The 12,812-nt window shown below is 68.1% G+C and carries 15 protein-coding genes and 1 pseudogene; 12 read left to right on the forward strand and 4 right to left on the reverse strand.

Annotated features, from left to right (window positions below):
- On the reverse strand, positions 1-209 hold a 209-nt coding region (locus A3A5_RS45670), incomplete at its 3' end, for a transposase (protein ID WP_198293143.1).
- Positions 210-238: 29 nt separating this feature from the next.
- A pseudogene (locus A3A5_RS38540) lies at positions 239-595 on the reverse strand (LysR family transcriptional regulator); the annotation flags it as partial.
- Between the two features lie 151 nt (positions 596-746).
- On the opposite strand from A3A5_RS38540, the gene A3A5_RS0113740 reads away from it, so the two are divergent.
- The 4 genes from A3A5_RS0113740 to A3A5_RS0113755 all read left to right on the forward strand — a co-directional run bounded on the left by A3A5_RS0113740 (position 747) and on the right by A3A5_RS0113755 (position 5,146).
- Positions 747-1,730: a tripartite tricarboxylate transporter substrate binding protein gene (locus tag A3A5_RS0113740; protein ID WP_018311146.1), complete on the forward strand. Its 984-nt coding sequence runs from the start codon at positions 747-749 to the stop codon at positions 1,728-1,730.
- A gap of 52 nt (positions 1,731-1,782) precedes the next feature.
- On the forward strand, positions 1,783-3,408 hold the full coding sequence (gene ggt, locus A3A5_RS0113745) for a gamma-glutamyltransferase (RefSeq protein ID WP_018311147.1): 1,626 nt from the start codon (positions 1,783-1,785) through the stop codon (positions 3,406-3,408).
- A gap of 174 nt (positions 3,409-3,582) precedes the next feature.
- A complete protein-coding gene (locus tag A3A5_RS0113750; RefSeq protein ID WP_018311148.1) occupies positions 3,583-4,470 on the forward strand; it encodes a PhzF family phenazine biosynthesis protein in 888 nt (295 codons plus the stop codon).
- A gap of 58 nt (positions 4,471-4,528) precedes the next feature.
- Positions 4,529-5,146: a pyridoxamine 5'-phosphate oxidase family protein gene (locus A3A5_RS0113755; protein WP_018311149.1), complete on the forward strand. Its 618-nt coding sequence runs from the start codon at positions 4,529-4,531 to the stop codon at positions 5,144-5,146.
- A gap of 9 nt (positions 5,147-5,155) precedes the next feature.
- On the opposite strand, the gene A3A5_RS0113760 is transcribed toward A3A5_RS0113755, so the two are convergent.
- Positions 5,156-6,610 carry a CoA transferase gene (locus tag A3A5_RS0113760; RefSeq protein ID WP_018311150.1) on the reverse strand — a complete coding sequence of 485 codons (1,455 nt, stop codon included), beginning with the start codon at positions 6,608-6,610 and terminating at the stop codon, positions 5,156-5,158.
- Positions 6,611-6,876: 266 nt separating this feature from the next.
- Here A3A5_RS0113760 and A3A5_RS0113765 point away from each other — a divergent pair, with 266 nt between their 5' ends.
- From A3A5_RS0113765 to A3A5_RS0113795, 7 genes are all read left to right on the forward strand, one after another.
- The gene (locus A3A5_RS0113765) at positions 6,877-8,634 is read left to right on the forward strand and encodes a glutamine--tRNA ligase/YqeY domain fusion protein (protein ID WP_018311151.1); all 1,758 of its coding nucleotides are present in this window, start codon (positions 6,877-6,879) and stop codon (positions 8,632-8,634) included.
- The gene (locus tag A3A5_RS0113770) at positions 8,634-8,876 is read left to right on the forward strand and encodes an RNA-binding S4 domain-containing protein (protein WP_010813694.1); all 243 of its coding nucleotides are present in this window, start codon (positions 8,634-8,636) and stop codon (positions 8,874-8,876) included. Before A3A5_RS0113765 ends, A3A5_RS0113770 begins: the two co-directional genes overlap by 1 nt.
- Before the next feature lie 64 nt (positions 8,877-8,940).
- Positions 8,941-9,324 carry an MAPEG family protein gene (locus A3A5_RS0113775; protein WP_018311152.1) on the forward strand — a complete coding sequence of 128 codons (384 nt, stop codon included), beginning with the start codon at positions 8,941-8,943 and terminating at the stop codon, positions 9,322-9,324.
- A gap of 14 nt (positions 9,325-9,338) precedes the next feature.
- Positions 9,339-9,926, forward strand: coding sequence for a YceI family protein (locus A3A5_RS0113780; protein WP_018311153.1), 588 nt, complete (start codon positions 9,339-9,341; stop codon positions 9,924-9,926).
- A gap of 107 nt (positions 9,927-10,033) precedes the next feature.
- Positions 10,034-10,342 (forward strand): hypothetical protein, encoded by a 309-nt coding sequence (locus tag A3A5_RS0113785; RefSeq protein WP_013957575.1) that lies wholly within the window; start codon positions 10,034-10,036, stop codon positions 10,340-10,342.
- Between the two features lie 111 nt (positions 10,343-10,453).
- Entirely contained in the window at positions 10,454-11,002 is a 549-nt protein-coding gene (locus tag A3A5_RS0113790; RefSeq protein ID WP_018311154.1) for a YaeQ family protein, read from the forward strand.
- A gap of 59 nt (positions 11,003-11,061) precedes the next feature.
- Positions 11,062-11,409, forward strand: a complete 348-nt coding sequence (locus A3A5_RS0113795) for an FKBP-type peptidyl-prolyl cis-trans isomerase (protein WP_018311155.1) — start codon at positions 11,062-11,064, stop codon at positions 11,407-11,409.
- 80 nt (positions 11,410-11,489) lie between these two features.
- Here A3A5_RS0113795 and A3A5_RS0113800 read toward each other — a convergent pair whose 3' ends face one another.
- Positions 11,490-11,810 carry a hypothetical protein gene (locus tag A3A5_RS0113800; RefSeq protein WP_013957577.1) on the reverse strand — a complete coding sequence of 107 codons (321 nt, stop codon included), beginning with the start codon at positions 11,808-11,810 and terminating at the stop codon, positions 11,490-11,492.
- A gap of 257 nt (positions 11,811-12,067) precedes the next feature.
- Here A3A5_RS0113800 and A3A5_RS0113805 point away from each other — a divergent pair, with 257 nt between their 5' ends.
- Positions 12,068-12,805 carry a gamma-glutamylcyclotransferase gene (locus A3A5_RS0113805; RefSeq protein ID WP_018311156.1) on the forward strand — a complete coding sequence of 246 codons (738 nt, stop codon included), beginning with the start codon at positions 12,068-12,070 and terminating at the stop codon, positions 12,803-12,805.
- Positions 12,806-12,812: the final 7 nt, after the last annotated feature.

Raw genomic sequence — 12,812 nt, forward strand, 5'->3', positions numbered from 1 at the left:
GTCACGGATGTCCTGTTGTCACAGTGCGTGCACATGTATCGCCCGTCTCCGAGTCGCCATCCGCCAGCTTGGCCGCAAGCCGGACAGACGAATCCGGTCGGCCAGCGCAGCCATTCCAGGTAATCCAGGCAGTCAGCATCGGACTGAAACCATGTCTGGAATTCACCGAAGGAACGAGGGTAGTCAATGTCTGCGGTTGGAAGCTCCATGCTCGAAGTATGGAATAGCTCCGGTTAAATGGATACCCCAGAGTGCGCTTCATATGCGCCACCGCATGTGACAGCCCGCCCATCACCGACACCACCGCACCCACCGCCACCGCGCCCGCCATGGCTTCGTCCGAGGCCAGCGGCAGGCGCATCTCGTCATACAGCGCCAGCATGCGCCGCGCCTGCGGCAGCAGCGCGCGGCCGTCGGCATTGAGCACGGCCACGCGGCCGTTGCGGTCGAACAGTTCGCGGCGCAGCTCGGTTTCCAGTGCCCGCATCTGCAGGCTGACGGCGGCCTGGGTCAGCGCCACCTGTCCCGCGGCCGCGGCAAACGAGCCATGATCGGCCACGGCGACAAAGGTACGGAGGAAGCGGACAGTGCTCATGGGTTCACACAAAAAGAGGGATCAGGCGCATCGTCGACAAGGCGCGATACTTAAAATTTCCTTGTGACATTGGAAAGAAATATTAGCTTTCTTTGTGACCGACCGCGCGGAATAATGAAGGCCGGCTCATGAATCGACACCGGAGACAAAAATGAAATCCTGGCTGCGCCGCTTCGGCATCGGCATCGGCCTTGGCTGCGGGCTTTGCCTGGCCGCCACGCCCGCACTGGCCGACACCTATCCCAGCAAGCCGATCCGCCTGATCGTGCCCTTCCCGGCCAGCGGCGCGACTGACCTGCTGGCACGCGCCATCGCGCAGAAAGTGGGCACCAGCATGGGCCAGCAGATCGTGGTCGACAACCGCCCCGGTGCCGGCGGCGCGATCGGCTCGGACATGGCCGCCAAGGCTGCGCCCGATGGCTATACGCTGCTGATCGCCACCACCAGCACGCATTCGATCGGGCCGTATATCAACACCCGCCTGCCATACAACACCGAGACCGACTTCACCCCGGTCAGCCAGGTGGCGATCGCCACCAACCTGCTGGTGGTGCCGAACAGCCTGCCGGCGAAGAACGTGCGCGAGCTGATCGACTACGCCAAGAAGCATCCCGGCGAACTGAACTACGCCTCCAGCGGCAACGGCACCGTGGTGCACCTGACCGCCGAGGCCTTCAAGGCGCAGGCGGGCGTGTTCATCACCCACATCCCCTACCGCGGCACCGCGCTGGCCGTGCCGGACCTGATCTCGGGCAAGGTGCAGGTGCTGTTCGACAGCATCGTGTCGGGCCTGCCGCATGTGAAGGACGGCAAGCTCAAGGCACTGGCGGTGACCAGCGCCAAGCGCTCGCCGCTGGCGCCGGAAATCCCCACGGCGAGTGAGTCGGGCCTGCCCGGCTTCGAGTCCGATACCTGGTTCGGCATCTACGGCCCCAAGGGCCTGCCGGCGGATATCGTCAACCGACTGAATGCCGAATTCAACAAGGCCATCCAGTCGCCCGAGGTCAAGGAACGCCTGGGCAAGCTCGGCGCCGAGCCGGTCGGCGGCACGCCGGCGCAGTTCGCCGCCATGGTGAAGAAGGACAGCGCGCGCTGGGGCAAGCTGATCAAGGATCGCAAGATCACGGCAGAATAAGGGCCGCAGAATTTGCGCCACAGACGCACCGAGCACAAGGACACAGACAAGCATGCAGAACTTCAACTGGACCAACCCCTACCCCTCCGTGCGCATCCCGCTGTTTGCGCGCAACGTGGTCTCCACCTCCCACCCGCTGGCCGCGCAGGCCGGCCTGCGCATGCTGCTCAAGGGCGGCAATGCGGTCGATGCGGCCATCGCCGCGGCCGCCGCGATCACCATCGTCGAGCCGGTGTCGTGCGGCCTGGGCAGCGATGCCTTTGCCATCCTGTGGGACGGCAAGGAACTGCACGGCCTGAATTCGTCGGGCGTGGCCCCGGCGGCCTGGAGCCCGGAATACTTCAAGAACAAATACGGCACCGATGCCAACGGCCTGGCCAACCGCCCGATCCGCGGCTGGGACTCGGTCACCGTGCCCGGCGTGGTCGCCGGCTGGGCCGCGCTGCATGAGCGCTTCGGCAAGCTGCCGTTCGCCGACCTGATGGAGCCGGCGATCGAGATCGCCGAGCGCGGCTATGCCGTGCCGCCGGTGGTGGCGCACAAGTGGGCCGCCGCGGTGCCTGAGCTGAAGGACCAGCCCGGCTATGCCGAGACCTTCATGCCCAATGGCCGCGCACCCGCCGTGGGCGAGAAGTTCACCATGAAGGCAGCCGCCGAAACGCTGCGCAAGATCGGCGCAACCCGTGGCCGCGCCTACTACGAAGGCGAGATCGCCGAGCAGATTGCCGCCTTCAGCCAGCAGTGCGGCGGCGCCATGACGCTCGATGACCTGCGCAACTACCGCCCCGACTGGGTCAAGCCGATCAGCAAGTCCTACCGCGGCTATGAGCTGCACGAGATCCCGCCGAACGGCCAGGGCATCGCCGCGCTGATCGCGCTGGGCATCCTGGACCAGTTCGACATGTCTTCGATCCCGGTAGACTCGGTCGATTCGCAGCACCTGCAGATCGAGGCAATGAAGCTGGCCTTTGCCGACCTCTACCGCTACGTGGCCGACCCACGCAGCATGGAAGTCACGCCCGAGCAGATGCTTGACGATGCCTACCTGAAGTCGCGCGCGAAGCTGATCGACATGCAGCGCGCCACGCATTTCGACTTCGGCATGCCCAAGGTGGGCGGCACCATCTACCTGACCGCCGCCGACGAGAACGGCATGATGATCTCGTTCATCCAGTCCAACTACATGGGCTTCGGCTCGGGCGTGGTGGTGCCTGGCACCGGCATCAGCCTGCAGAACCGCGGCGTGGGCTTCTCGATGGATCCGAAGTCGGCCAATGTGGTGGCGGGCGGCAAGCGTCCGTTCCACACCATCATCCCGGCCTTCCTGACCAAGGACGGCCAGCCGGTGATGAGCTTCGGCGTGATGGGCGGCGACATGCAGCCGCAGGGCCACCTGCAGACCGTGGTGCGCATGCTGGACTACCAGCAGCAGCCGCAGGCCGCCTGCTGCGCGCCGCGCTGGAAGGTCAACCGCGACTTCACGCTGGATGTGGAAAGCACCATGGACCCGGCCACGGTCGAGGGCCTGAAGGCGCGCGGCCACCAGCTCAAGTCGGTGGACGATCCGTACATGGATTTCGGCTCCGGCCAGTTCATCTGGCGCCTGTCGGACGACGCCGAGCACGGCTACGTCGCGGCCAGCGACAGCCGGCGCGATGGCCAGGCGGTGGGGTTCTGAGCCAGCTGGCTCAGTTGCCTTCGCCAGCGATACGCCCGGGTCCGCCCGGGCGTTTTTCATGGCGAGGCAGCACTGTCCGCAACTGGCCCGCTCGCGATCGGCCCAACTGTGCATGGCGTGTCCGCCCCCGCTCCGTACACTGGCGATCAACCAGCCTCCGGAGTTCCCCGCGCCATGACCACCTATGCTTTCCGCCTGCTCAACGTCTTTGCCGAATCCACCTTCGGTGGCAATCCGCTGTGCGTGTTCGAGGATGCGCGCGGGATGGACGATGCCACCATGCAGGCGCTGGCGCTGCAGTTCAACCTGTCGGAAACCACCTTTATCCTGCCGTCGGAGAGTGCCAGCGCGCGGGTGCGCATCTTCACGACGGGCTATGAGATGCGCTTCGCCGGCCATCCGGCGCTGGGCACCGCGCACGTGGTGCGCGAACTGGCCGGCACCGGCGACGCGCTGACGCTGGAGTTCCCGGCGGGCGTGGTGCCGGTGACCGCGCAGGGCGATGTCTGGACCTTCACCGCCCCCCACAGCGGCAAGCCGAAGACCGCGCCGGCCGGCCTGCCCGATGCCGACATGGCCAGCCTGCTCGGCCTGCAGGAACGCGACCTGCTGGTGTCGCCGATGTGGGTCGACACCGGCGCCGACCAGCTGCTGGTGGCGGTGCGCAGCATCGATGCCGTGCGCCGCGCCGACCCCGACAGCGCGCGCCTGCAGATCTGGCCGCAGAGCAGCCTGGGCCGCAAGACCGCCTATGTCTTTGCCTTCGACCCGGAGCAGCCCGGCCGCGTGCTGTCGCGCTACTTCTTCACCAAGCAGGGCGGCGGCGTGGCCGAGGATCCGGGCACGGGCTCGGCCTGCGCCAACCTGGGCGGCTGGCTGCTGGCCACCGGCCACGCGCTGCCGGCCGCGGGATTGGCGGCGGCGGGGTTGGCGGAATACGCGATCGACCAGGGCGAGGCGGTGGGCCGCCCCTGCCGGCTGCGCCTGGCGGTCGATGCCGAAGGCGCCATCCGCGTGGGCGGCCGCGTGCTGGAGATCGGCCGGGGTACCGTGACCGTGTAACAGCATCTGCGCTACATTGACGGTTTCGCCCCCCGCCGACCCACGCCCCCCGCCTGTCATGACCTCGCACGCCATCACCACGCTGGCCGAACTGGAAGCGCTCTACGCGCAGCCGGCGGCCCCGTCGCTGTCCAAGGAAGTCGACTACCTGCACCCGCACTACCGCGCCTTTATCGAGGCGGCGCCCTTCTGCCTGCTGTCGACGGTGGGCGAGGACTGGGCCGAATGCTCGCCGCGCGGCGACGGACCGGGCTTTGTGCAGGTGCTGGACGAACGCACTTTGCTGCTGCCCGACCGGCGCGGCAACAACCGCATCGACAGCCTGCGCAATATCGTTGCCGATCCACGCGTGGGGCTGCTGTTCGTGATCCCCGGCATCAACGAGACCATCCGCGTCAACGGCACCGCGCAGATCAGCGTCGACCCGGCGCTGATCGCGCGCAGCATGGTCGACGGCAAGGCCCCGACCACGGTGCTGGTGGTCACGGTGCAGTCAGTGTTCTTCCAGTGCGCCCGCGCGCTGATCCGCTCGCGGCTGTGGGCAGCCGATGCGCAGGTGGCGCGCCAGTCGCTGCCCAGCAACGGCGAGATCCTGGCCACGCTGACCGACAACGCCATCGACGGCGCCGCCTACGACCGCGACCTGCCCGAGCGGCAGCGCACCACGCTCTACTGATTTCGCCGCCTATGCCCTCGGCAGCCACTCCGGCGCGTGCGTGCCGAGCGGCTCGGACGGCAAGGTCCAGCGCGCCCGCGTTTCCGACAGTTGCGCCGCATGGCGCACCACCGTCAGCATGCCGAAGCCCGACGGCACCGCCTCTAGCAGGTCGGCAATGTCGTCGATCTTCTGCTCGGGCGCCTTGAGCCCGTCCGGCACGCGCCCCAGGCCGCGCAGCCACTGCCCCACCTGCGCCAGCGACACCCGCACATGCCAGCTGCCGCCCTCCACGGCGCGCCGGTGCAGCGCGGCCATCGCGCCGAAGGCCAGCAGGTAGCCCGCGGCGTGGTCCAGCACCTGCGCCGGCAACGGGCGCGGCGTATTGCAGCCGGCCTCGCCGCCGGCCGCCCGCGCTTCGGCATCATTGAAGCCGGTGGCGGTCTGCACCAGCGAATCGAACCCGCGCTTATGCGACCACGGCCCCACGTGGCCATAGGCGCTCAGCGACACGTAGACGATGCCCGGACGCGCGCGCGCCGCGGCCTCCGGCCCCACGCCCAGCTCGGCCAGGCCGCCGGGGCGATAGCCCTGCACCATCACGTCGGCACCGTGCAGTAGCTTGTGCAGCGTGCGCTTGTCGTCCGGATCGCGCAGGTCCAGCTGGCAACTGCGCTTGCCGCGGCCGGTGTCGATCACCAGCGGCGCAATCGACGGCAGGTGCGCGGCGGTGACCAGCAGCACATCGGCGCCATGCGCGGCCAGCGTGCGGCCCGCCACCGGGCCGGCGATGATGCGGGTGAAATCGAGCACGCGCACGCCCGACAGCGGCTGCGCGTCCGCGGATGCGGGCGCCGGCAGCGGTTGCGGCGGGGCGTCGCCGATGCGCTCCAGCGTCACCGGCGGCAGGCCGTGCAAGGCGGCCGCCTGCGGATGGCGGTCCCATTCCTCGAAGCTGCGCAGCGCGGCGACTACCAGGCCGGCGTCGGACGCCGCGGTCTCGAAGGCTTCGGCATCCCGCTTGTCCAGCGCGGCCTGCACGGCTGCCTTGTCATTGGTGGCGCAGCCCAGCAAGCGCACCACGCCGTCGCGGTGGTGCGGAAAATTGGTATGCAGGCGCACCCAGCGGCCGTCGCCGCAGCGGTAGATGCCGGCCAGCTTGTCCCACAGCTCGGGCGCGGGGCCGCCGTCGACGCGCAGGTAGCGTTCGCTGCGGAATTCGGTGATGGCGTGGCGCATGTCGACGCTGACGTCCTGCCAGCGGCCGGTGCGGCTGTGCCACAGCGCGGCGGCGGCCAGCGCCGCGGCGCCAAGGCTCGCCTGGGCGGCGGTGCCCACGGCAAAGCTTGACGGCAGCACCGGCTCCGCGCCGTCCAGCTTCAGGTGCGCCAGCGCCTCGGCGGGCAGGCCGGCATCGCGCCACAGCGCGGCAACGACATCAGAGGGCTCAAGCGGCACTGGCGCCGCATCGGGTTGGGCGTTCATGAGCATTCCTGCAGCGATGGACCAAAAGCCGGCCACCGCGGGCCGGCACGCTTCCATGCTACTCCGACACATCACTTTCGTCGCAGCCAGGCGCATCCGCGCGGGCGCAAATCCGGGATACGGGCGGAAATCCGCGGCGGCTCGCGGCGTGCGGCGGCTCCGGCACGGTAAAATCCCGTTATTGGCATTCCGCCACGCAATCTGACGACCCGGCCCGACGCACCCAGACACACCCAGACGCTTCAGGCCGGCCAACCGGCGCCATCATGAGCCACGACCACAAGCCTACCGACAGCACCCCCGCCGCTTCCAACTTCCTGCGCAGCATCATCGACCAGGACCTCGCCGCCAGCACCTATGCCGGCCGCCAGGACCAGGCCGGCGCACCGCTGCCGACCGTCATCACCCGCTTCCCGCCGGAGCCCAACGGCTACCTGCATATCGGCCACGCCAAGAGCATCTGCCTGAACTTCGGGCTGGCGCGCGACTACGGCGGCCGCTGCCACCTGCGCTTTGACGACACCAACCCGGTCAAGGAAGACACCGAATACGTCGATTCGATCATCGACGCGGTGCACTGGCTGGGCTTTTCCTGGGACAGCGAGGGCAAGGACGGCGCCAAACAGCCGCACCTGTACTACGCCAGCGACTACTTCGACCAGCTCTACGCCTTTGCCGAGACCCTGATCGAGCGCGGCGCCGCCTATATCGACAGCCAGACCGCCGAACAGATCGCGGCCAGCCGCGGCAATTTCTCCGAGCCGGGCAAGCCCTCGCCCTACCGCGACCGCAGCGTCGAAGAGAACCTGCAGCTGTTCCGCGACATGCGCGCCGGCAAGTACAGCGACGGCGAGCACGTGCTGCGCGCCAAGATCGACATGACCGCGCCCAATATCGTGATGCGCGACCCGGTGCTCTACCGCATCCGCCATGCGCATCACCACCGCACGGGCGACAAGTGGTGCATCTACCCGATGTACGACTTCACCCACTGCATCTCGGACGCGCTGGAGAACATCACGCATTCGCTGTGCACGCTGGAGTTCGAGAACAACCGCCCGCTGTACGACTGGGTGCTGGAGCACCTGCGCGACAGCGGCGTGTTCCGCGACCCGCTGCCGCACCAGTACGAGTTCGCGCGCCTGAACCTGACCTATGCCATCACCAGCAAGCGCAGGCTCAAGCAGCTGGTCGATGAAAAGCGCGTGGACGGCTGGGACGATCCGCGCATGCCCACGCTGGTGGGCGTGCGCCGCCGCGGCTACACCCCGGAATCGATCCAGCTGTTCTGCGACCGCGTGGGCGTGGCCAAGGCTGACAGCTGGATCGACATGAGCACCCTCGAAGGCGCGGTGCGCGACGACCTGGACGGCCGTGCCGCGCGCGGCGTGGCCGTGCTGGACCCGCTGCGCCTGGTGATCGACAACTACCCCGAAGGCCAGAGCGAAGAATGCTCGGCGCCGGTGCACCCGAAGCAGCCGGAACTGGGCCGCCGCGTGTTCCCGCTGTCACGCGAGCTGTGGATCGAGCGCGAGGACTTCAACGAGACCCCGCCCAAGGGCTACTTCCGCCTGTTCCCCGGCAACAAGGTGCGGCTGAAGTACGGCTACGTCATCGAGTGCACCGGCGTGGACAAGGATGCCGACGGCAACGTGATCGCCGTGCACGCCAGCTACCTGCCCGAAACCAAGAGCGGCACGCCGGGCGCCGACAGCGTCAAGGTGAAGGGCGTAATCCACTGGGTCAGCGCGGCGCACGCGTACGAGGCCGAAGTGCGCCTGTACGACCGCCTGTTCAACGACCCCAACCCGGACGCCGGCGGCAAGAACTTCCTGGATGCGCTCAACCCGGATTCCAAGCAGGTGATCACTGCCTACCTGGAGCCGGGCCTGCGCGAAGCGCAGCCGGAAGACCGCTTCCAGTTCGAGCGCCATGGCTACTTCGTCGCCGACCGCAGCGATTCGCAGCCGGGCAAGCCGGTCTTCAACCGCATCGTCGGTCTGAAAGACAGCTGGGGCAAGTGATGGCCAAACCTGGCAAGGCAGCCGTGCAAACCATCACCTTCCCACTCGAGGGCGAGTTCATCGCGCTCAATGACCTGCTCAAGCTGGCGGGCGTGTGCGACAGCGGCGGCGCCGGCAAGGCGCTGGTCGCCGCCGGCGAAGTCTCGGTGGACGGCGCGCCCGAATCGCGCAAGACTGCCAAGATCCGTGCCGGGCAGGTGGTGGGCCTGGCGGGCATCGAGATCCGCGTGGTCGCCGCCTGACCGCGCGGGACGGGCCGGTGGCGCCAGTGATGGCGGCCGGCATTGCAACCGAAAGGACTGGAATATGCCGATCGCTTTCTGGTGCGTGCTGCTGGCCGGCATCCTGCCGCTGGCGACGGTGGCCATCGCCAAGGCCAGCGGGCCTGGCTATGACAACCATGACCCGCGCGGCTGGCTGGAGCAGCAGTCCGGCCGGGCGCGCCGCGCCGACATGGCGCACCGCAATCACTTCGAGGCCTTCCCCTTCTTTGCCGCCGCCGTGCTGGCCGCCAGCCACCTGCAGGCGCCGCAGGCCCGCATCGACGAGCTGGCGGCAGTCTTCATCGTGGCGCGCCTGCTCTACACCGTGTGCTACGTGACCGACCGCGCCACGCTGCGCACGCTGTGCTGGACCATCGGCTACCTGTCGGTGGTGGGGATGTTCCTGCTGCCCGTGTTTGTCCACTGAACGCCGACTGAGCCATGGCCGCGCGCGCGCTGGCACTTGCTGCCGCCCTGGGCATCACCGCTGCGCAGGCGGCGCCGCTTGAATACACCATCGATCCGGCGCACACCACCGTTTATTTCTCCGCCAGCCATTTCGAGCGCAGTTCGGTGCGCGGGCGCTTCGGCAAGATCGACGGGCGCCTCGTCTATGACGCGGACAGCGGCGCCGGCGCACTCGATGTGACCGTGGACCTGGCCTCAGTCGATACCGGCAACCGCACCCTGGATGGCGTGCTGCGCTCGGCACAATTCTTTGATACTGCCCAGCACCCGGTGGCGCGGCTGCGCGCGGACCGCTTCCTGATGGAGGGCGGCCGGTTGGCTGCCGTGGAAGGTGAGCTGACGCTGCACGGCGTCACGCAGCCGCTGCGCCTGCAGGCCGAGCGCTTCCGCTGCGGCGAGGTGAACTTCTTCGGCGTGAGCCGGCAGGTCTGCGGCGGCGACTTCCGCGCCGAGGTGCCGCGCAGTGCCTTTGGCATGACCCGCTTCCTGCCAGAGGTAGGCGACACCGTGACGCTGCAAGTGGCGGTCGAGGCATCGCCCGCGGGCAGCACCCCACGGTAAGCCTATTCGTCACCTCTGGCGCAAATTTCTCTTGTAGAATCAGCGCTTTGCCCAATTCCCGCCACGCTCGCCTGCGTGTGCCTGTTGGGGCGCGCGAGACCGAGACCATGTTCGACATCCATTCCGGCGACATCGTGGCCGCCGCACTGGCAGCTGCCGGTGCCTGCCTGGCCTGCAGCATTCCGGGCGACTTCCTGCGCCGCTTCCCGCTGTGGGCAGTGCAGACCTACGGCCGCGGCGCGCTGCTGATGCCGTTCCTGGCGATGATGGTCGGCACCTGGCTGTTCCGCCTCGGGGTGGCTGGCCAGATCGATACCACCGCCGGACAGGCGCTGATCGTTGCCGCCGGCTTCCTGAGCACGCTGCTGCTGTCGGCGCTGCTGCGCTTCTACCTCAAGGAATACCGCAAGCGCTGAGCCGCTGCGCGAGTATGCCGGGCCGGCAAGCCGTGTCCGGCAAATGGCGTATGATGCGGCCTTTTGCGTCTCCCGCACCCCAGCCGGGGCGCCTGCCGCACACTTCACCTCATGGCGCTCAAATCCACCATCTTCAAAGCTGACCTGTCGGTTTCCGACATGGACCGGCCCTACTACGGCAGCCACAGCCTGACCATCGCCCAGCACCCGTCCGAGAATGACGCGCGCATGATGGTGCGGCTGCTGGCCTTTGCCTGCGAGGCCACCGAAACGCTGGCCTTCACGCGCGGCCTGGACGAACCCGACGAGCCCGACCTGTGGGACAAGCGCCTGACCGGCGACATCGCCCACTGGGTCGAACTGGGCCAGCCCGACGAATCGCGCCTGAAGCGCGCCGCCGCCCGGGCCGAGCGCGTGACCGTCTATACCTACAACGCCGCCAGTGCGCGCGAATGGTGGAAGGGCATGGCGGGCAAGGCCGGCAAGCTGCGCAACGTCACCGTCTACAATGTCCCGGCGGAAGCGGTCGAAGCCCTGGCCGCGCTGGCGCAGCGCGCCATGCGCCTGTCGGTGACGATCCAGGACGGCGACATCTGGGTGGCCGACGACGACCGCAATGTGCAACTGACGCTGGATGTGCTCCAGCGCGCCCAAGCCTGAACGCAGCCGCGCTGCGTTCTCCTCTCACCACGTCTGTTCCCATCGGAAGGAAATACGCCATGCAAACCACGCCCTCTGGCCTGCAATACGAAGACACCACCGTCGGCGCCGGCGCCGAAGCCATCGCCGGCAAGCACGTCACCGTGCACTACACCGGCTGGCTGTACGAGAATGGCCAGGCTGGCCGCAAGTTCGATTCGAGCAAGGACCGCAACGACCCGTTCGTGTTCCCGCTGGGTGCCGGCCATGTGATCCGCGGCTGGGACGAAGGCGTGCAGGGCATGAAGGTAGGCGGCGTGCGCCGCCTGGTGATCCCCGCCGACCTCGGCTACGGTGCCCGCGGCGCCGGCGGCGTGATCCCGCCGAACGCTACCCTGCTGTTTGAAGTGGAACTGCTGGCAGTCTAAGCCGGCAAGACGGTTGTCGCGCCTGCACAGGCAGGGGCGACAACCGCGGCAACTACCCGTTTTGCTGGCGCGCCCGCGCCTCAGAACCCGATGGCGGCATTGCCGACATCGACGCGGACCTTGTCCCGGTCCAGCAGCCGCGCCGCATGGCGGGCATAGTCCTGCGCCCAGGCAGGATCGCCGGAAAAGCGCGCTTCTCCGGAAAACTTGGCGACATTCAGGATCTTGTCGATCACCAGCACCTTGCCGACCGGGCTCGACGCCTGGCAGTCCAGCTCGGTGTATTCCCGGTCGAACCAGCGCCACGCGGCGTCCTCGGTGACCGCGGCCAGCTCGTCCGTGCCGATCGTGAAGTCATATTCCTTGCCGCTGCCGAACACCACCGTAAGCGTACGTGCCATCGCAGGTTCCCCCTGGTCGGATTGAGGCCACCATTGTAAGGACATGGCAGCCGCGCGGGCCAGCAATTCACGGCCGCCTGATCGCGGACAAAGGTGCGGCAGCGCTCTTCCGCGGCGAGTGACAGAGACGGCACGCCGCCGCAACCGTTGCGAACCGCCCACACCCGCCCCGCTCGCTCAGACAATTCCGAGGAAAACTGGCACTTATGTCATTTCCCCCACCTTCCCGAGGGGCAGCTTTGATTTATGCTTGCACCATGGCCATCACGCGACAGGACCTCGAATCCGACCGTCTGCGCACCTCGCTGTGCAGTACTCCGGTCGCCTCCTCGCTGCTGCCGGAAGCCGTGTTGGAGCAGTCCCTGTCCGATGCGCTGGCGCGCCGCCCGGAAGATCCCGCGCTTGGCGGCGATGTCTGGCTGTTCGGCTATGGCTCGCTGATCTGGAACCCGATGGTGGTGCACACCGAGCGCCAGCGCGCCACGGTGCACGGCTACCACCGCGGCTTCTACCTTTATTCCCGCATCAACCGGGGCACCTGGGACAACCCGGGCCTGGTGCTGGGCCTGGACCGGGGCGGCTGCTGCCACGGCATGGTGTTCCGCATCCCCAGCCATGTGGTCGAGCAGGAATTCCGCGTGCTGTGGCGCCGCGAGATGCTGACCGGGGCCTACCATCCGCGCTGGCTGCGCATCCGCACCGGCGATGCCTGCGCGCCTGAGCAGCGCGCCCTTGCCTTCGTCATGAACCGCTCGCACGAGTCATACGCTGGCCGGCTGCCGGATATCAGCGTGGTCGAGCGCCTGCGCCACGCTGCCGGACTGTACGGCCCCGCGCGCGAATACCTGCAGCAAACCCTGCTGGGCCTGGCCACCAACGGCGTCGACGATCCCTACCTGGGCCGGCTCTGGCGCCAGCTGCAGGCCGACGATGCCGAGCGCGCCGCCCTCGACGACGCAGCGCCCCTGCCTGCCTGCCCCCACGAAACCGTCTGAGCCAAGG

This window comes from Cupriavidus sp. UYPR2.512 (assembly GCF_000379565.1).
In the GTDB taxonomy this organism is placed as follows: domain Bacteria; phylum Pseudomonadota; class Gammaproteobacteria; order Burkholderiales; family Burkholderiaceae; genus Cupriavidus.